We start from the raw sequence: 19,037 nt of genomic DNA, 5'->3' as shown, positions 1-19,037 counted from the left end.
AACCTGGTGTGCCCTGATGATAATCTTTTCCGAGTCCGGTCATGCCACGGAACGGTTTGAATAAAAATTGCAGCAAATTCATTTTTCAACCAGTTGATAAGCGGCTATCTCAATTTTTATTGAGATAGCCGCCAATCATTTGTGGTATAATTTATTTGTCTTTCATGGAAGATTTCTTATTGCCTGAATTAATATTTATATTGAAACTAACATGTTTTATGTTTGATGCCATCAAAAAGAACAGCAATAGAGTAAAACTCCATTCACAATCACTGAAACCAGCCACGGCAAGAAAAACAGCCAACTTTTGCATGAACCTAATTTTATTCATTTTATGTGTTTTTAAATTTCATTCCTCAAGAAAAACATTTCCTGAGAAACTTGCCCTCAAGGTTTTGCAGCTTCCGAAAGCTTCAAAATTTCATAAAGTACTTATAATAAACAAAATATAATAATTCCCAAATTTCAACTGCATATCATTGCATCAGCTTCTGCCAACATAATTCCCACCACTGGCATTAAAAAAATCCTATACCTCCTCCATTACAATTCTTGTCCAGCATTAAATAATTTCTTATATCATGCTTTAATAATAAAAAAGGCCGCACATTCAGAGTGCGGCCTTTTACTTAAATTTTATAAAAGAAAATCTTTGGTACACGGAGAGGGATTCGAACCCCCGACCAACTGCGTGTAAAACAGCCGCTCTACCACTGAGCTATCCGTGCATGAGGTGGCGAGAATATATACCGGGGAACCCGGACCGGCAAGGAGAAAATGAGAAAAATGCGTCCTTCCCTCCCCTACCTGATGTCCACGCGCCGGAGCGCGCGGTAGTGCAGGATGATGAAGAGGACGCACAGAACGGCCTCAGACCAGTAAAAGATGTCCAGAGCGTCCCGCCCGGAGGTGAAGCCGTAGGAGTGCAGCCCCACGCCCAGCATGTTGACCCCCCACCAGGCAAAGGCGATGATGACGCCGCCCACCACGTTGCTGAAGTGGAGCAGCCAGGGGGAGAGCCACCCGGCTTTCCGCGCGTGAAGTACGACCAATTGCCACAGCACGATCATCAGCGCCCCGTTTTCCTTGGGGTCCCAGCCCCAGAAGCGCCCCCAGGATTCATTGCCCCAGATGCCGCCGAAGACCGTTCCCACCAGCGTGAATACCAGGGAGAAGCACAGGATGCCGTAGGCCATGCGGTCCAGGGACAGTTCCGTTTTCCTGCCGATCAGGCGCAGGGGGGAGGCCAGCAGGTACACATGGGAGAGCACCGCCGCCAGCAGTCCCGCCGCGTACCCCAGCACAATGGTGATGACATGGGTGGAGAGCAGGAAGTTGGAGCGCAGGATGGCTACCAGCGGGTCCATGTGGTCCACGGCCTGGGAGGATTCATACAGAATGCCCATCTGGCAGGAGAGGGCCCCCAGCACCAGCCCCGCCGCCAGCACGATGCCTTTTTTGCTGAACAGCTCCGCCACCAGGGCGCAGAGCACGCCCATGCAGGCAATGAAGGCGATGGTTTCATACGTGTTGCCCACCGGGGATCTCATGGTGATCATCACGCGGATGGCCAGGGCCGCCACAAGCACGCCGGTTCCCGCCGCTCCCAGCAGCCACGCCAGGCTGAACCCGCCGGGCCGCAGGCAGTGCCGCCACAGCGGAGCGTTGGCGGAAGGGCGGAAGAGGGCGCAGAGCAGCAGGCACACGAATGCCGCTACAAAGACGGCCAGGGAGACGTAAAGAGGGTCCAGGCGGTAGTAGAAGATTTCCCTTTCCAGGCTGTGCCTCGCCCCGGCGGAGGCGGCTTCATTGGGCTGCGCCAGTTTTTCCAGCAGCAGGCCCTCCGCCTTCATCCGCAGTCCGGACGCATCCTTCCCTTCCATGCCGATGGCCTTGCGCTCCAGCAGGGAGGCCATCGCCAGAAAGGCCCCGGTGGATTTGTCCGGGGCAGCCGTCCACAAGTGTTCCCCATTCCGGCCCGCAGACGGGAACCATTGGGGGAATTCCATCCGTTCCATGGCGGAGGGGTCTTCCAGCATGATCCGGGAGCCGAGCATCCACCCGCGCACCACGTCAAAGTTGCGGGAAAGAGCCAGGATTTCCTTCTGGGCTTCCGTGAGGCTCCCTTCCCCCAGCATCCGGATTTCCCGGACGGCACGGGTGATTTCATGCCAGCGCTCCGCAAGCTGCGCGTAGGAGTATTTTTTCCGCTTGTCCGCCTGGTCAGGCAGGTGCAGCTGACTGACCACCTCTTCCCGGTTGACCAGAAAGACGGGGTACTGCTCCGCCAGTTCCGGACGGAACATGCAGTCCAGCATCCATTCCACCGGGGAGAGCTTCCTTTTCCCCTCCGGCGTATTGATGGAGAAGCTTCTTTTGCCCAGGGTCCGGAGCAAATGAAAACCCGCATACGTAGAGACGGGCTTCAGCCGCCCGCCATCCTGCACGGCCATTCCCCCGGCGCGTTCCACCAGGAAGGAGGACCAGGGCACGTAGTTCTTCACTTCAACCAGATGAGCGGCAGGCCGGGCCGCCAGCATGCCGACTCCGAAGATGGCGGCCACCAGCAGGCAAACGCCTATCAGCCGCAGGCGGCGCCTTCCACCGGGAACCAGCGGTTCCGGCTGTTCCTTGGCCGCCTCCGTTCCTGCGGGAACCTGCCCCGGCTTGCGGCGCAGGTATCTTCCGAAGACGAGGCCGAAGTGCCACAGCAGCCCCGCCGCAATGATGTAGGAGGACCATTTGGGCATTTGCTCCAGGGGATTGTGGGAGGCGCGGAGAATGGAGATGAGCCTGCCGGGGTGCAGGGAGTCCTGCCCCCAGCTCATCTGGTACAGCGTCCAGCCGGAGAGGCGCAGCGGCTCATTCATGCGGATGACGGCGTCATACTGGCCGCCGGATTCCGGAAAGACGGTTACCTGGGATTCATAGGATTTGGGCTTGGAGGTGCCGGGATAGAATTCCGGCACAAAGCGGTTCAGGCGCAGGTCAAACGGCAGGGCCCGCTCATGCACGCGGTCCCCTTGGGGCAGTTCCACCTGGTCCACGGCCACCGTCATTTTATTGCCCAGCATGATGCCCGCCAGCAGCAGCAGAATGCCGCCATGGGCCACCAGGATGCCCGCGTGCTTCCACGTCCACCTGACGCGGAACATGCCGCCTATGAGCAGGTTGATGAACAGAAGGGTGCACGTGATGCCCATGCCGGGCAGCGGGAGGGAGATGAGGGAGTGCTCCCCGCCCAGGGGAATCAGCACATACGGCGCGCCGAAGAAGGATTCTATGGCGGCTTCCGTCCCCATGGAGGAGGACAGCCGCACCTGGTGCAGCGTGCCGGCAAACGTAAGCACCAGCAGTATCAGCATCAGGGCTATGCCCAGACCGTAGCTTCCGGCAAATTTCCAGAGCCGCCGGCCATAGTCCCTCCATCCCGTATTCGTGTGCTTCCTGTCCATCAGTGTAACGCGTCCGTATGTAAAAAAGGCGGGACCGATCACACGATCAGCTCGTGAAACCGGCCCCAATCAAGTTCTTGGAGAAAGGAGGATTAGAAGTTGTCCGCCAGTTCTTCAAAGTGCGCCTGGGGATGCACGCAGGCCGGGCACACCTTGGGGGCGGTGGCTCCGGTGTGCACGTAACCGCAGTTGCGGCACTTCCACTGGATTTCCTTATCCTTGGCAAATACCTTGCCGTCGCGCACGTTTTCAGCCAGCTTCAGGTAGCGGGCTTCATGGTGCTGTTCCACGGTGGCAATCTTGCGGAAGGTTTCCGCAATGGCGGGGAAGCCTTCCCTGTCCGCCACTTCGGCAAACGTGGGGTACATGTCGGACCATTCGTCATGCTCGCCGGCTGCGGCGGCCAGCAGGCATTCCTCCGTGGATTCCAGGGGAGCCGTGCAGACAGTGTGGGTCACTTCAATGCAGGCGTCTTTAAGCAGTTTGAAAAACACCTTGGCGTGTTCCTTTTCATTGTCAGCCGTTTCCAGGAAGATGGCCGCAATCTGCTCATAGCCGGCTTTCTTGGCCACACCGGCAAAGTAGGTGTAACGGTTGCGCGCTTCGGATTCCCCGGCAAACGCCTTGAGGAGATTCTTTTCTGTTTCTGTGCCTTTGATGGATTTCATAAATTAGTCATCTGGTTGCGTAAGCGGGATTATCCTAATGGGGACTTGCCGAAAAACAAGCTTTTATTGAATGAATCTAAAAAATCATTTTCCTGCCGATTTTCCGGAAAAAGCCTCGCGCCACGGGTCATCCAGCCTGCCCGGAATGTTGTCCAGCTCCCGCAGGATTTTTTCCCGTTCCCGGGAAATGCGCTCCTGCTCCGCGGAGTCAGGCACAGGCGCCTCCCCGGGCATGGGAAGCAGGCCGTCCGGCGTCTTGCCGCTGTCCGGGGTAATCGGAGGGGTAATGTCCTTGTTGTCTTCATCCGGTTTGGGGGCCGGATTGTCCGGGTCCTGGTCATCCTTCTTCCCGGAGCTTTCCGGAGCGGCCAGGTTGCGGTACAGGAACACCAGGTCCCCCGCCTCCACGGCGCCGCTGCGTATGTCCGCCGGAATGCGCGCCCGGCCCAGCCGTTCCTCCGTCACGACCAGGTTGGCAACCCTCCGGTTTTCCTCCAGCCCCGGAGACTGGGAGATCAGCACGGTGCCCGGCTCATAAACATTCCCGGCCAGCGCGATCAGCACATAGTTGTGGCTGGGGTACACCTGCTCCACCTTCCCCACGTACACCGGGGGCCGGGGGGCCTTTTTAACAGGCTTCACCTGCTGGGAGCAGGAGGCGCCCAGCAGCGCGCACGCCGCCAGGACCGGCAGGGAAAGGAAGCGTTTCATGGGAGGGAGCAGTTTTTTGTCATTTATTCCACCAGCACCTTGCGTGGACGGTTGGTATTGTCCGCAGGCGCAATGATTCCCCGTGATTCCAGCAGGTCCATCATGCGGGCCGCACGCCCGTACCCGATGCTCAGGCGCCGCTGTAGCAGGGACGTGCTCACCTTGCGCTCAATGAGGGCCACTTCCAGGCATTTGGAGTAGCATTCCTCCTCCGCGTCGTCCAGCGGACTGTCCGCCCCCCCGTGGGAAGGCTCTTCCAGGGATTTCTGAACCTCTTCATGGAATTTCTGCCTAGCCTGGGAGGCGCAGTGGGCCACCAGGGCTTCCACCTCGTCATCAGAGATAAAGGCGCCCTGCGCCCTCTCCACCTGGGCGGAACCCGGCGGCAGATACAGCAGGTCCCCCTTGCCCACCAGTTTTTCCGCGCCCTGCCTGTCCAGAATAACGCGGCTGTCCGTGCCGCTGGCCACCTGGAAGGCGATGCGCGTAGGTATGTTGGCCTTGATGGTCCCCGTGACCACCTGCCTTCTGGGCGTCTGCGTAGCCACTATGAGGTGGATGCCCGCGGCGCGGGCCTTCTGGGTCAGGCGGCCGATGTTCGTTTCAATATCCGCGCCCACCGTCTGCATCAGGTCCGCAAGTTCGTCAATGATGATGACGATGTAGGGGAAGCGTTCAGGGATGACGCCGTCATCATCCAGGTCCAGTTCATCATCATCTTCCGCAGGCCATTCCCCCTGGGATTCAAATTCCCGGGCAACGGCTTCCGCCAGGGCCTCGTCCCCCTCCCCGTTTTCCGGTTCTTCAGGTTCTTCCGCTGGCGCGTCCGGCGGACGCTTGTTGAAGGCTTCAAAGTTGCGCACGCCCACCTTGGCAAAGCAGTGGTAGCGGTGCTCCATTTCATTTACGCACCAGCGCAGGGCATTGGGCACTTTCTTGGGGTCCGTCACCACGGGCACGATCAGGTGCGGCAGCTTGGAATAGGGCTGCATTTCCACCACCTTGGGGTCCACCAGGATGAGCCTCAGTTCATCCGGACGGAATTTCAGGAGCATGGAGGAGATAATGCTGTTGATGCAGACGGATTTGCCGGACCCGGTGGCCCCGGCCACCAGCAGGTGCGGCATGGATGCCAGGTCCCCGATCACGGTGCGGCCATACACGTCCTTCCCCAGAGCCAGCGGTATTTTCTTCTTGGGGGAGCAGAAGCCGGGGTCCTGGAGTAGTTCCCGCAGGGGCACGGCCACCTTCTTCCGGTTGACAATTTCAATGCCCACCGTGTCCTTGCCAGGTATGGGCGCCACGATGTTCACGCTTTCCGCCTTCGTCGCCAGCGCAATGTCCTTGGCATACTGGTCAAAGGTGTTCACGCGCACGCCGCGCGCGGGATAAACTTCATAGCGGGTGATGGTCGGGCCGCGGGTGATATCCCCCGGCGTCACGTCCACGCGGAATGTCGTCAGCGTATCAATAATCTTCTGCTGAATTTCCAGCATTTCATCCTTGTCCTCCTCCGTGGGGCCGTCCGGCTTTTCCTCATAATGCAGCAGTTCAAAGGGGGGAAGCTCATAATTGCGGAATTCCTCCGTGGGCGGGGTGGAGAGCTTGGAGAAGGGCTGTTCTTTGGGCGCGGGCTTGATTTCCGCCGGTTCCGCCACGGTAATCCTGGGCTTGGGCGTCAGGGGAAGATGCCCCTGCGTGCGCGGAGCCCGGGAGGGCGCGGCAGGCTTCGCAGGGGCCGCCGCGGTGACTTCACTGTATAAACCTTCCAGATCGTCCCCGGTACGCTGCAGGCGGGCGGATGAGGAAGCCCTGCTCTTCCGGTCCGGCCTGGGGGCGGACAGGGCAGCGTCTTCCATGCTGGCCCTTACGCGGGCTGCCTCCCTGGCAAGCTGGTCGGACCGCCGCTTCATCTTCTTCTCCTTCCGGTTCATGCGCCACACGCGCCATTCACGCAGCACGGCACGGAACAGCGGGCGGGGGTGCATGCCCGCCGCGTAAATCAGGGCCGCCAGGTAACCCAGGCCGGAAAAAACCAGCACGGCAGAGGTGCCGGTCAGGGGAATCAGCAGGCTGGTTCCCAGCAGATAGCCCGCCAGGCCGCCGGACCCCGCCACCTGGTGGCGCGCCACCCATTCCTCTCCCGGCACATGCCCGGCCGTCAGGAACAGGCACCCGCACAGCAGCAGGAAAAGGCCTCCATATACCATGCCCCGGGGCAGTCTTCCACGGTGCACCAGACGGTAAAAGCCCCACCATTCCAGCAGGATGACCAGCATCCAGGCCATGCCGCCCAGCGCCCAGTAAAGAATTCCCGCGGCATACAGTCCCGGCACGCCCAGCACATTGGATGTTCCGGGAACCACGTGCCCGGACTTGTTTAAATAACTCCAGCCTATTTCCCGCACGTCAAACGTCAGCATGGCCGCCAGCAGCGCCGCGCCGCCCAGCAGGGACACGACGCCCCACACCATTCCTATCCAAACCGGGGGGCGCTCCTCTCCATGCTCAAATGCATGATGCTCCTGCACATCCAATGCCATACCTGTTTTCCATCTTAACAACTCCGCGCGCGCAACTCAAGGCTAAACAAAAGGCGGAAGGCCGGGTGGAGAAGAATTTACTTGGAGGTGACGAAAAACAGAGTTCCATGAGAGAAAAAACCAGGTAAACGCCCGTCCCCTCCTCCCCTTCTGACGGCTCCGTGCATACTCCTTCCATTACCTGTACAAACGCCGCCATCCCCCTTCAAACCAATACAAGCACAGCAATGTCCAATTCCGTCTTCCTATCTTACTGAATAAGTTAATTCAACATTCTTTCTATTATAAAAAGACATGTTATTCAATTCTTCGCCTTCCGGTACAAAATATCCAGCGGATTGCAAATCCTATCAAAATAATAGGGTAGAATAAATTTTATTGTAAACCGCTTTATTTCATTATGTTACATATTAAAAATATTGGTTTGCGTTAAATTTTTTTACTTTTTTAAGACTCGGGGAACTTAAATAAGTAATTTTTCTTTAATGATTACTATTGACATCGGATTTGCAATCCGCTAATTCTGCCGCGGCGCTTATGTACATACATATCTGCAAACCGTTTCTTGGAAGTCTCATTGCCGGAACTGCTCTCATTATCCTTCTTCCGCTGCTACTGACCGTTTCGGGACTTCTTGTACTTTCTACAGGGAAATCCCCGTTTTTTCTGCAAACGCGCGTAGGTTACAGGGGAAGGCTGTTCAAGATCATCAAATTCAAAACGATGACCGACGAGAAGGATGAACACGGCAACCTGCTCCCCGATGAACAGAGGATGTTCCGGCTGGGGAGTTTTCTCCGCCGCTCCTCCCTGGATGAACTTCCCCAGTTAATCAACATCCTGAAAGGAGACATGGCTTTTGTAGGCCCGCGGCCCTGGATTCCCTCCCAGATGGCCGCCTTCCCGCCCAGCTACTGCCAGAGGCGCTGCTCCGTGCGTCCGGGCATCACCGGCATGGCGCAGATCCACGGCCGCAACGGCATCCCCTTCTACCGCCGCCTCTGCTATGACCTGATTTACGTTAACAACATTAATCTGAAGCTGGATCTTGCCCTTATTTTCCAGACGGCCCGCACGGTACTGATCCGTGAAGGAATCCAGCAGTGCAACGAGGCATTCCAGAACAAGCTGGGGAAAACCCTGGTTCATAACGATCTTTCCCTGCCTTCCTCCACCCCCTCTCCCAACCGCTCGTTCTAACTCCCTTCATCCAACCTCTCTCCAACCAATGAATATACACCACCTCATCAGTAAAGCCGCCGTCTGCTCCGCAGTCCTGGCCGCATCCTCTCTCCTTCCTTCCTGCGTCAGCCCCAAGGAAGTCCTCTACATCCAGGACGTCTCCGGACAGACGAATGAACGGATCAAGGGGAATTACCAAACCCTCATCCAGAAGGATGACCAGCTCTCCATCACCGTGAGCAGCAAGCAGCCTGAACTGACCGCCCCCTTCGCCGTCTCGGAGATAGGCTCCAACACCCAGGGCGCCTCTTCCCGGAAGGGCTACCTGGTGGATTCAAACGGCTACATCGTTCTCCCGGTCATCGGCAAGATCAAGGCGGCCGGCAAGACCTGCTCCCAGCTGGGGGATGACATTGCCGCCACCCTGAGGAGCAGGGATTACATCAGCGACGCCTCCGTCAACGTTCAAATCACCAACTTCAAATTCTCCGTCCTGGGCGAGGTGGCCTCCCCCGGCACCTACACGGTGGACGGCCAGCGCCTGACGATTCTGGAAGCCATCAGCCGCGCCGGAGACCTGAATATTGACGGCAACCGGGACATCACCCTGATCCGGGAGACCAACGGCCGCCGCCAGATCGCCACCGTGGACCTCCGCAGCAAGGACCTCTTCCAGTCTCCCTATTACTACATTCAGCAGAATGACACCCTTTACGTCACGCCTGCCGAACGCAAGATCAACACCCGCAGTGATACTGTCCAGTACATCGGCTGGACGGCTTCCGGCCTGGGCCTGATCCTCGGCATCGTCGCCCTGTGCGCCCTGTAACCACACGCTGCCCATTCCTCCGGCTTTCCGTTCGGCGGAAAGCCGGCACCTTTCTTGACCGCTCCCTCTTTTATGCCAGATACTTCTGCTCCCCCCGCCGTCCCGCCCGCCGAGGAATCAGAATCCTCCCTTTCCCTGGATGTCATTACCGGCATTCTTCTCAGACGCTGGTACTGGATCCTGCTCTTTGCCCTGATCGGGGGCGGCGCGGCCTACTACCTGACCGGCAGGCAGAATTACATCTTTGAAAAAACAGCCAGCGTCATCATGAGGGAGTCCAGCAAGGAATCCACTTCCGACCGCATCAAGGTGGACCTGGGCATGGATTCCGGAGCCGCCAACCTGGCTAATGAAAGCTTCATCCTCCGCTCCAGCACGGTGATGCGGAGCACGGTGGAAGACCTGGCGCTGAATATTTCCTACTGGAAGCAGCAGGACCTGCGCCAGATAGACCTGTACAGGGACAGCCCCATCACCGTCACGTTTGACGGCATCGCGGAGAACCGCTTCTGCAACGTTGACATCACCTTGCAGGAGGGCAACACCCTGGTGCTGACGTACCATGACATCAACGGCAATCCCGTTCAGGAGAAAGGGACCTTCCATTCCCCCATCCATCTTCCCTTCGCCACGGTTACGGTTTACCCCACGTCCAACATGACGGAGACCGTCCCCGGCACCACCATCACCGTGCGCCGCACTCCCGTGAACGCAGCCGCGGACCAGCTTCTTGCCAATTTTACGGTCATGCGCCCGGACGCCAAGGAGTCCAGCATCCTGCAAATGACGCTGACTTCCACCAATCCGGTCAAAGCCGCCGATACGCTGAACAAGCTGATTGCGGTTTACAATGACCACTCCACGGCGGAACGCCGCACCACCGCGGTAAAAACAAAGGATTTCATACGGGAACAGCGCGCGCAAGTCGGCGCGGACCTCAAGCAAGTGGACCAGAAAATGGATGATATTAAGATCAAGAATGATATCATCGCAGACACGGAGGCGTCCATTTCCGCAGACTTCAATGCGGCCCAGACCCTGGATAATTCCATCTTTGAGCTCCAGACGCAGATGAAACTGGCGGACGGCCTGAAGGAAAGCCTGAATGCCCTGGGCCAAAAGGCAGGCCTCATTTCCCTGGATACCGGCATTGCGGATTCCGGCGTCTCCCGCCAGATTGAAGCCTATAACACCGCCTATCTGGAATACCAGAAAGTAGCCGGCAGCGCAGGGGGACAGAACCCCATTGTGATCACCCTGACCAAGAAGATGGACGCCACCCGCAGCGCGGCGGCCCGTTCCCTGGACAATCTCCGCAATAACCAGAAACTTCAGCTTCAGGAACTCACCAAGAAGCGTGAAAACATCGGTAAAAGACTGACAGCCACTTCCGGAAAGGCCCGGGAACTGACGCCCCTGGACCGTGAACACCGGGTGAAGGAGGAACTTTACCTCACGTTATTGAGCAAGGAGCTGGAAAATGACCTGACGCTGGCCCTGACGGAATCTTCCGCACGCGTGCTGGAGGCGGCCCACGGCTCGGACTCCCCCATCGCCCCCAACACCAGGAAATCCGTGCTGACCGCGGCGGCGGGAGGCGCCATTGTCTGCATTCTCGGGTTCCTCGGCCTGGCCCTGCTCAACAACAAGGTGAAGAACAAGAAGGACCTGAACGCCATCACCTCCCTTCCCGTGGTAGCGGAGCTCCCGGCCATGACCAAGAAGGAGCAGAGGCAGGTGGCCCGCATGTTCACGGATGAGCATTCCGTCATTTCAGAGTATTTCCAGATCCTGTGCCACAATGCGGACTCCATGCTTCCGGTCACCCGGAACCAGGGGCACGTCATCCTCCTTACCTCCACCATGCAGGGGGAAGGGAAAACCTTCATCTCCGCAAACCTGGCCCTGGCCTTTGCCAACATCGGCAAACGCGTGCTGGTCATTGACGGAGACCTGCGCAAGGCGTCCCTGTCCAAGCAGTTGGACGGCAAGGGACGCAAAGGGCTGAGCACCATCCTACTGCGCAAGGTGGAAGACCCGTTTTCCGTCATCCGCACCCTGCCGGAACACGCCGGGGTGGACATCCTGTACGCCGGGCCGCACGTTCCCAACCCCGTCACCCTTCTCTCCCTGCCGGAGCTGGGAACGCTCATCCAGATGTTCAAGGAACGCTATGACGCCGTCATCATTGACTCCCCCCCGTACGGCATCCTGGCAGATACGGCCATCCTCGCCGGCCATGCGGACATCTCCCTGTACGTCGTCCGCAGCAACAGGATAGACAAGCGGCACATCTCCACCGTCCAGCAGCTTGCGGATTCCGGCCAGCTTCCCAATTTGGGCTTCATTATCAACGCCGTGGATTTCAAAGCCGGCAGCTACAGTTATTACGGTTACGGCTACCACTACGGCAACACCTCCAAGAACGCTCATTCCTGACCTCCAGCCTTGTTCTCCTCCCTCTTTCAACCCAGGCTCAAGACCACTGAACTCTGTCCTGACGGGATGGACATGCACTGCCACCTGCTGTGGGGCGTGGACGACGGGGCGCACACCCTCCAGGACAGCAGGGACATCATTTCCCTGCTGAAAGCCAGGGGCTTTCACGGCGCCTACTGCACCCCGCACATCATCAGCCGCTATCCCTCCAATACTCCGTCCAGCCTGAAGGCCCGCTTCCGGGAGCTTCTGGACTCCCTGCCGGACCGGGATTTCGACCTCAGGCTGTCGGCGGAGTACATGCTTGACGAGAACTTCGAGCGAATGATTACAGAGGAGGAGCCGCTCAGCCATGACGGCACGCACCTGCTCGTGGAGCTTCCGCAGTTCCGCCTGCCGAACGCGTGGATGGATATGCTCCAACTGGTCCTGGACAGAGGGTTCATTCCCGTACTGGCCCATCCGGAGCGGTACGGAAAGATCATGCCTCCGGAGGAACTGGCCGCCCTGGCCACACGGGGCATCCGCTTCCAGGGGAATATAGGCTCCCTGTTCGGCCTTTACGGGAAAACCTGCCAGGCGGTCGCCCGGCAGTTCCGGAAGGAAAATCTGTACCTGTGGTGGGGGACGGACGCCCACAATGCCAGCATGCTGAAAAAACTGCGCCTGTCATCCTGTCCAGGCCCCGCCATATGAAAATCACCGTCGTCACCGTCTGCCGCAATAGCGCCTCCACTCTCCGGGACACCCTGGAGAGCGTGCTCGCGCAGTCCTGGACCGGTTACGAATACCTGGTGGTGGACGGCGGCAGCACGGACGGCACCAGGGAAATGCTCCAGGCCTTTGAAGAACGCTTCCGCGGACGGCTGAAATGGATTTCCGAACCGGACAACGGCATTTACGATGCCATGAACAAGGGTATCCGCATGAGCACCGGGGACGTCATCGGCTTCCTGAACGCAGATGACTATTACCAGGACAACGGCGTTCTGAAGACCATTGCGGAAGCTTTCGCCCGGCACGGGGCGGACGCCGTCCACGGCAACCTCCATTATATTGACGGAGCCCGTAAAATCGTCCGCACGTGGCGCGGCACGGGCTACCGCCCCGGCGCCTTCCAGCGCGGGTGGTGCCCGGCGCACCCCACGTTTTACTGCAAAAAAGAATGCTTCACCCGCTACGGCGGCTTTGACCCCGCCATCGGCAGCGCGGCGGATTTTGAACTGATGCTCCGTTTCATTGAAAAAAACGGCATCTCCACGGCTTACATGGACCGCAACATGGTGTTCATGCGCCCCGGCGGTTCCAGCACGGCGGGCCTGCGCGCCATCCTGCGCAATACGCGGCAGAACAGGGAAGCCTTCCGGAAGAACCGTCTCCCGTGCCCCTGGCATTATGGCGTCACGCGCCTGCTGTCCAAGGCCGCCTCCACACGCAACCCCCTTCATTACTTTTTCAAAGCCCGGTAACCTTCCCTTTCCTCACTTTTTTCCCGTTTGCACCTCCGTTCCGCCGCCATGAACCTGATCTTTTACTTTGACCACCCCATTCTGCCCCATGCAGGGGGAACGGAACGGGCGGCGTACCTTCTGGCGGAGGCCCTGTCACGGCACGGCCACCGGGTTTCCTTCCTGTCCCTACGGCGGGGGGACTCCCTCCCCGCATCCGCGCCTTACCTTTACCTCCCACGGACAGACACGCTCTCCTGCGCGGAAAACAGGGAGTACGTGGAAACCCTGTGCGCCGGGCAAGGGATTGACTGCATCATCAACTGCGGGGCCAACCAGGACGACTCCTTCTTTTTCAGCCATGAACGCCTTTCCGTGCAGGCGTCCATCATCTCCTGGATTTCCTTTGACGTCCGCACCGGGCTGGACTACTTTTCCGCCCTGCTCCGGAAGGATTTCAGCACCTGGGGCAATGCCGTGAAAACCCTGCTGCGCCGGGCCATCCTCCCGTACAGGAAATATCAGGCCGTGAGCGCCAAGAGGAAGAAATACCGGGACATGTTCCGCGGCTCGGACAAGGTGGTCTTCCTTTCCAGCCGTTATGCGCAGGATGCCCTTCAACTGGCTGGAACGCCGGAAAGGGCGCGGCTGTATTCCATCCCCAACCTGCTGACCTATGAGCCTGCGGAAACGGGATCCTGCCGCAAGGAGAACGCCGTCCTCTACGTAGGGCGGCTGGTGGATTCCCCGAAGAAGGTGGACCGCCTGCTGCATGTCTGGAAGAGAGTCCGCCCCCGGCACCCGGACTGGAGCCTGTACCTGCTGGGGGACGGCCCGGAACGCGCCGCCCTGGAACGGCTGGCGGCGCGGCTGAAACTGGAAAACGTCCATTTTGAAGGCGCGCAGGACCCGGCCCCCTATTACAGGAAGGCCAGAATCCTGTGCCTCACCTCCACACATGAAGGAATGCCCATGGTGATTAACGAGGCTCTTTCCCACGGTTGCATTCCTGTCGCCTTCAACAGCTTTCACGCCGCCGCGGAAATGCTGCCGGACCGGGAGACGGGACGGCTCATCCCCCCTTTCAGCCTGCGCCTGTTCGCCCGGGAGCTGGACGAACTGATGAGCGGTCCCCATGTGCCGCCCCGCACGGACGTATTAACCCGTTACCAGCCGGAAAAAGTGATTCCCCAGTGGCTGGAATGCCTGCAAGAACAACCATGAGCAATATCGTCATCTATCTCCCCAACGAGCCTCTGGGCAAGCAGGGCGGCATGGAACGCGCCACTCATGGCCTGGCGGAAATGCTGCGCGGCGCCGGGCACCGCGTCCTGCTGCTTTGCCGTGAGAAAAACAGGCTGGGGGAAACGTATTTCCCGCCCGTTCCCCTGACCTTCCTGCCTCCGGGCCTTTCCCGCAGGGAGGAGCAGGATTACCTGCGGAAATTGCTGTGGGAGGAAAAGACGGACGTCCTCATTGACCAGACGGAGGGCGGCATCACCGGCCGCTGGGGCATCTTCAAAAACCGTATCCAGATGGAGGAGGACTCCCTGAAGCTGGTAGCCGTACAGCACAGCTCCCAGTATTCGTCCCTCCGTTATTACCGTCTTGTCCACAAGCGCCGGGGCGCACGCACGTTCCCGGGGAAACTGCGGAATTTCCTGTTCAACGCCCTGGCGCTTCCCGTCAAGCGGCGGAGGGCGTGGCGCCTGCAAAAGAGCCTGTTCCGGGACCTGGCGGCCAATTATGACCACATTGTCACTCTTTCCAGCGGCGGCATGGAGGAGTTCCGTCTTCTGGCCCCTGGCACCCCCGCGGAAAAACTGGCGGCCATTCCGAATGCGCTTGCCCCCCTTGAAGACGCGCCCGTACCGCAGGAAAAGGAAAAACGCGTCCTCTTCGTCGGCAGGCTGGACAACTCCGTCAAGGGAGTGGACAGGCTCCTGAGGATATGGGCGCGCGCCGGAAAGGCCCTGCCGAACTGGCACCTGGACATTGTGGGAGACGGGCCGGACGCCGCACGCCTGAAGGAGCTGGCGCAGCGCCTGCAACTGTCCAATGTTTCCTTTGAGGGCTTCCGGAATCCGGCCCCCTATTACCGGCGTTCCTCCATCTTCTGCCTGGCCTCCACCTTTGAGGGCTTCGGGCTGGTACTGCCGGAAGCCATGCAGCACGGCTGCGTCCCCATGGCCTTCAATAGTTATGCCGCCGTGCGCGACCTCGTCATTCCGGACCGCACGGGCATCCTGGTCCGGCCCTTTGACGAGGAGGAGTACGCGCGCCAGCTCATCCGCCTCACGCAGGACGCCCCCCTCCGCGCCGCCATGGCGCAGGCCGGCCCGCAGCATGCAGCCCTCTTTTCCCCGGCGTGCGTCGTCCGGGAATGGAACTCCCTGTTTCAACGCTAACCAGCCAATATTCCAATGAAGATTCTCTTTTGTTTCATGGGTACGCTTAACCCCTCCTGCGGCGGGGTGGAACGCACCATGTGCAATCTGATCCATGAATTACAGGACCGCGGGCACGAATGCACGGTCGTGGGCTGGTACCGGAATGCCCCTTACGCGCCTTTTTCAAATATTCAGAAGATACTGCCCACCGGAGCCAGGGAGCAGCGGCAGCAGGGCTTCCGGCAGGTCATGGAGGAACAGGCGCCGGACATCATCATCCATGACGGGGAACTGCTGGGGGCATATGCCCTTTTTCCCGGCCTGGCCGGGAGAAAGCGCCTTCTGAAGGCCTTTCCCGGAAAAGCTCCGGTCATTATCGACATGCACCACTCGGACATCCGGGGACGCCTCCGCGCGCCTTTCCTGAAAAGAATGTACTACGGCCTCACATGGCGCAGGAACTTTTACCTCCGCATCGCGCATGCGAATGCCTTCGTCGTCCTGTCTGATTCCTTCAGGAAGGATTTTTACGGCTTCCTGCCGGGGGTCCGCAGGAAGAAGATCACCGCCATCCCGAACATGAATTCCTTTGAAAACGCGAGCATCCCTTCCGGAAAAGAAAAGGAAGTGCTGTTTGTGGGAAGGCTGGACAATCCCGTGAAGGGCGTAGACCGCCTGCTGAAAATATGGAGTGAGGTCTGCCGCCGGGAACCGGGCTGGTTCCTCCGCATCGTGGGGGACGGCCCGGACCGGGAATATCTGGCCGCACTGGCTCAGGAATGCGGCTGCTCCAATTACTCCTTTGAGGGCAGTTCCGACCATCCGGAGGAATATTACCGCAGGGCTTCCATCCTGTGCATGACGTCCACCTTTGAGGGCTTCGGCATGGTCCTGATTGAAGGCATGCAGCACGGCTGCGTCCCCATGGCTTTTGAATCCTTTACCGCCGTGCGGGATATCATTGACCCGGACCGGACGGGCATCCTGGTCCCTCCCTTTGACCTGGGTCAGTACGCCGCACGGCTCCTGGACCTCATGAGGGACAGCGGGAAGAGGGAGGCCATGTCCGGGGCCAGCTTCCGGAGCAGCCGCAAATTCAGCAAATCCCGCATCACCGGCCTGTGGGAAGGCCTGTTCTCCGCGCTGGCGGAAACGTCCAGATGAACCGCTCCCTTTTCCTTTCCATCATCCTTTCCTTTTATTTATGAAGATTTGTTTCATCGCCTGGGAACGTTTCGGCGTGGGGGGAGTCTCCCGCGTCCTGACGCGCGTCATGAACGCGCTGGCACGGGAACATGAAATCAGCGTGTACTGCCTGAGGCAGCCCCCCCTGGAAAACGCGTACGGGCTGAACCTGGACAGGATACGCTTTTTCCACCATGAAATGAGTCTTTACGAGAAGATAAGGCGCTCCGTGATGGACAGGCTGGTCACCCGCACCCCGCTGTTCTCCTCCGCCGCCGGAGCCCGCGCGTACGCCCTCCTGCGGTACACGCGCGCCTTTAAAAAACGCCTCGCCAATCATATCAACAGCCAGCGGTATGACGCCGTCGTCTTCGGCTCCGGGTTTGAAGACTCCCTCCTGCTCGCCCTGGTCCAGCCGCGCCTTTCCCCCGGCACCAGGACCATTTCCTGGTCCCATGCGGCGTATGAAGACTACTTCGGGTTCAAGGGACCGCATTTCGCCCGTTACTTCCGCCACGCGCTCCAGCGGTTCTACCGCCGTTTTGACCAAATCATCGTCCTGTCAGACCACGACAGGGAGAACTTTGAAAAGCGGCACTGGCTGAAGACGCGCCGCATTTACAATCCGGCCAGCTTCACGGCCGCGGAACATTCCGCGCTGACGTCAAAGACGTTCGTCTTTGCGGGCTCCCTCTCCTCCCACAAGGGGGCGGACCTGGCCCTGGAGGCGTTTGAGGAGTTCTCCCGCCGGAACGGGGAATGGAACCTGCACGTGTACGGAGAAGGCCCGCTGCGCCCGTGGATGGAGGGCTTCATTCGGGAGCACGGCCTGCAATCCCGCGTGCGCCTGCACGGCAGCCACGGAGCCATGGAGCGGGAATACCCCAAACATGCCGTTCTGCTGTTCCCCTCCCGGTGCGAGGGCTTCGGCCTCGTCCAGATTGAGGCCATGAGCTGCGGCCTTCCGGTCCTCGCCGCGGACATCCCCATCTGCCGGGAACTCATCCGGGACAGCGGGACGGGACGCCTGTTCCCCGCCGGAGACAGCCACGCCCTGTGCGCGGCCATGCTCACCATGGCCGCGGAGGACCTGGCCCCGTACGCCCGGAAAGCGCGCGAACAGGAACCGCGCTTTACGCTGGAACGGATCATCCGTGAATGGAACGAAATACTCAGGGGGGAAAACTCATGAAAAAGCTTCTTCTGCTGGAACCTGTCAGGAAAAAGGGGAACCACCAGTTCTTCATGGACTGGTTTGCCCGGGCGTGGCAGGGGGCCGGCGGCGGCGTGAAACGCAGGCGCGCCATGCCGTGGCCCGCGCTCCTGATGATTGCCCGGCTGAAGCTGTCCGCAAACCTGCCCCCGCTTTCCTCTCGCCGGAATGCCCTGCTGGTTCCCGGCGCGGGCTATCCGGACTCCTTTGCGTGGCCGTACGCCTACACGCATGAAATCGTCCCCATGCTGTGGGACGTGTGGCCCCGGTACTGGCCGCGCCTCATCTCCTCCCTGAAACGCCACCGCGTCCGCACTTTCCTGTGCACCTCTTCCCAGGTCTGCGAATATGTCCGGAAGGAACTGCCCCATGTCCGGGCCGTTCATGTTCCGGAAGGCATTGACCCGGCGGGCTACCTGCCCGGAAAGGACCTCCGGGAAAGGCCCGTGGATATTCTGGAGCTCGGCAGGCAGATGCCCTTCTTCCACCGCGCCGCCGTCCGGGCCTGCCGGGAGCATCCGGAATGGGTCCATCTGTCCCCCGCCGCGGAGGGGCCGCTCCTGTTCCCGGATTTCCGCTCCCTCTGCGAAGGGCTGGCCTCCGCAAAAATCACCGTCTCCTACCCCCGGTGCGACACACACCCGGCCATGGCCGGAGAGGTGGAAACCCTGACCCAGCGCTACTGGGAGTGCATGCTGTCACGCACGCTTCCGGCAGGCAGGGCACCGCAGGAGCTGATTGACCTGCTGGGGTATAATCCCGTTATGGAAGTGAGCGAACGGAACGCCCATGAACAGATCACCCGCCTTTTAACGAATATCTCCTCCTGCCAGGACCTGGTGGATAAGAACTACCGGGCAGCGCTCCGGCACGCCCCGTGGGAGGCGCGCCTGTCCGCCCTGCTGCCGCAGCTGGCCCTGCTGGGCTACCAGCCATGAATTCCCGCTCCGCATGATTTCCCATTCCTGAACCAC

14 protein-coding genes and 1 tRNA gene are annotated in these 19,037 nt (G+C 59.5%); 10 read left to right on the top strand and 5 right to left on the bottom strand.

Going from position 1 to position 19,037, the window contains the following annotated elements:
• Positions 1 to 653: 653 nt before the first annotated feature.
• The 5 genes from CXU21_RS01780 to CXU21_RS01760 all read right to left on the bottom strand — a co-directional run bounded on the left by CXU21_RS01780 (position 654) and on the right by CXU21_RS01760 (position 7,377).
• Positions 654 to 728 (bottom strand) — tRNA-Val (locus CXU21_RS01780).
• Between the two features lie 75 nt (positions 729 to 803).
• Positions 804 to 3,455, bottom strand: coding sequence for a cytochrome c biogenesis protein CcsA (ccsA, locus tag CXU21_RS01775; protein WP_102724832.1), 2,652 nt, complete (start codon positions 3,453 to 3,455; stop codon positions 804 to 806).
• 92 nt (positions 3,456 to 3,547) lie between these two features.
• Entirely contained in the window at positions 3,548 to 4,123 is a 576-nt protein-coding gene (gene rbr, locus CXU21_RS01770; RefSeq protein ID WP_102724831.1) for a rubrerythrin, read from the bottom strand.
• 84 nt (positions 4,124 to 4,207) lie between these two features.
• Positions 4,208 to 4,834, bottom strand: a complete 627-nt coding sequence (locus CXU21_RS01765) for a hypothetical protein (protein ID WP_102724830.1) — start codon at positions 4,832 to 4,834, stop codon at positions 4,208 to 4,210.
• A 23-nt stretch (positions 4,835 to 4,857) separates the two neighbouring features.
• Positions 4,858 to 7,377: an FtsK/SpoIIIE family DNA translocase gene (locus CXU21_RS01760; RefSeq protein ID WP_219723143.1), complete on the bottom strand. Its 2,520-nt coding sequence runs from the start codon at positions 7,375 to 7,377 to the stop codon at positions 4,858 to 4,860.
• 537 nt (positions 7,378 to 7,914) lie between these two features.
• Between CXU21_RS01760 and CXU21_RS01755 the strand changes: the two genes are divergently transcribed.
• The 10 genes from CXU21_RS01755 (at position 7,915) to CXU21_RS01710 (ending at position 19,001) form a co-directional block, all read left to right on the top strand.
• A complete protein-coding gene (locus CXU21_RS01755; RefSeq protein ID WP_102724829.1) occupies positions 7,915 to 8,577 on the top strand; it encodes a sugar transferase in 663 nt (220 codons plus the stop codon).
• Between the two features lie 28 nt (positions 8,578 to 8,605).
• Positions 8,606 to 9,388 carry a polysaccharide biosynthesis/export family protein gene (locus CXU21_RS01750; protein ID WP_102713212.1) on the top strand — a complete coding sequence of 261 codons (783 nt, stop codon included), beginning with the start codon at positions 8,606 to 8,608 and terminating at the stop codon, positions 9,386 to 9,388.
• Between the two features lie 72 nt (positions 9,389 to 9,460).
• Positions 9,461 to 11,827, top strand: coding sequence for a GumC family protein (locus CXU21_RS01745; protein WP_102724828.1), 2,367 nt, complete (start codon positions 9,461 to 9,463; stop codon positions 11,825 to 11,827).
• A gap of 9 nt (positions 11,828 to 11,836) precedes the next feature.
• The gene (locus CXU21_RS01740) at positions 11,837 to 12,523 is read left to right on the top strand and encodes a tyrosine-protein phosphatase (RefSeq protein WP_180972580.1); all 687 of its coding nucleotides are present in this window, start codon (positions 11,837 to 11,839) and stop codon (positions 12,521 to 12,523) included.
• The gene (locus tag CXU21_RS01735; RefSeq protein WP_102724826.1) at positions 12,520 to 13,296 is read left to right on the top strand and encodes a glycosyltransferase family 2 protein; all 777 of its coding nucleotides are present in this window, start codon (positions 12,520 to 12,522) and stop codon (positions 13,294 to 13,296) included. Before CXU21_RS01740 ends, CXU21_RS01735 begins: the two co-directional genes overlap by 4 nt.
• Positions 13,297 to 13,344: 48 nt before the next feature.
• A complete protein-coding gene (locus tag CXU21_RS01730) occupies positions 13,345 to 14,499 on the top strand; it encodes a glycosyltransferase (RefSeq protein ID WP_102724825.1) in 1,155 nt (384 codons plus the stop codon).
• Positions 14,496 to 15,683, top strand: a complete 1,188-nt coding sequence (locus tag CXU21_RS01725) for a glycosyltransferase (RefSeq protein ID WP_180972579.1) — start codon at positions 14,496 to 14,498, stop codon at positions 15,681 to 15,683. The genes CXU21_RS01730 and CXU21_RS01725 overlap by 4 nt, the downstream gene beginning before the upstream one ends.
• Before the next feature lie 15 nt (positions 15,684 to 15,698).
• A complete protein-coding gene (locus CXU21_RS01720) occupies positions 15,699 to 16,829 on the top strand; it encodes a glycosyltransferase (protein WP_102724823.1) in 1,131 nt (376 codons plus the stop codon).
• Positions 16,830 to 16,869: 40 nt separating this feature from the next.
• Entirely contained in the window at positions 16,870 to 18,042 is a 1,173-nt protein-coding gene (locus CXU21_RS01715) for a glycosyltransferase (protein WP_102724822.1), read from the top strand.
• Complete coding sequence (locus CXU21_RS01710; protein WP_102713228.1) at positions 18,039 to 19,001, top strand: hypothetical protein; 963 nt, start codon at positions 18,039 to 18,041, stop codon at positions 18,999 to 19,001. The genes CXU21_RS01715 and CXU21_RS01710 overlap by 4 nt, the downstream gene beginning before the upstream one ends.
• Positions 19,002 to 19,037 lie beyond the last annotated feature (36 nt).

Source organism: Akkermansia muciniphila (genome assembly GCF_002884975.1).
Taxonomy (GTDB): domain Bacteria; phylum Verrucomicrobiota; class Verrucomicrobiia; order Verrucomicrobiales; family Akkermansiaceae; genus Akkermansia; species Akkermansia muciniphila_C.
Note: the sequence above shows the minus strand (reverse complement) of the source record. Positions and strands in the feature narration are given on the sequence as shown.

Coding starts and splice junctions, on each gene's coding strand:
- ccsA (WP_102724832.1), bottom strand. CDS start 3,455: ATGGACAGGAAGCACACGAATACGGGATGGAGGGACTATGGCCGGCGG.
- rbr (WP_102724831.1), bottom strand. CDS start 4,123: ATGAAATCCATCAAAGGCACAGAAACAGAAAAGAATCTCCTCAAGGCG.
- CXU21_RS01765 (WP_102724830.1), bottom strand. CDS start 4,834: ATGAAACGCTTCCTTTCCCTGCCGGTCCTGGCGGCGTGCGCGCTGCTG.
- CXU21_RS01760 (WP_219723143.1), bottom strand. CDS start 7,377: ATGGCATTGGATGTGCAGGAGCATCATGCATTTGAGCATGGAGAGGAG.
- CXU21_RS01755 (WP_102724829.1), top strand. CDS start 7,915: ATGTACATACATATCTGCAAACCGTTTCTTGGAAGTCTCATTGCCGGA.
- CXU21_RS01750 (WP_102713212.1), top strand. CDS start 8,606: ATGAATATACACCACCTCATCAGTAAAGCCGCCGTCTGCTCCGCAGTC.
- CXU21_RS01745 (WP_102724828.1), top strand. CDS start 9,461: ATGCCAGATACTTCTGCTCCCCCCGCCGTCCCGCCCGCCGAGGAATCA.
- CXU21_RS01735 (WP_102724826.1), top strand. CDS start 12,520: ATGAAAATCACCGTCGTCACCGTCTGCCGCAATAGCGCCTCCACTCTC.
- CXU21_RS01730 (WP_102724825.1), top strand. CDS start 13,345: ATGAACCTGATCTTTTACTTTGACCACCCCATTCTGCCCCATGCAGGG.
- CXU21_RS01725 (WP_180972579.1), top strand. CDS start 14,496: ATGAGCAATATCGTCATCTATCTCCCCAACGAGCCTCTGGGCAAGCAG.
- CXU21_RS01720 (WP_102724823.1), top strand. CDS start 15,699: ATGAAGATTCTCTTTTGTTTCATGGGTACGCTTAACCCCTCCTGCGGC.
- CXU21_RS01715 (WP_102724822.1), top strand. CDS start 16,870: ATGAAGATTTGTTTCATCGCCTGGGAACGTTTCGGCGTGGGGGGAGTC.
- CXU21_RS01710 (WP_102713228.1), top strand. CDS start 18,039: ATGAAAAAGCTTCTTCTGCTGGAACCTGTCAGGAAAAAGGGGAACCAC.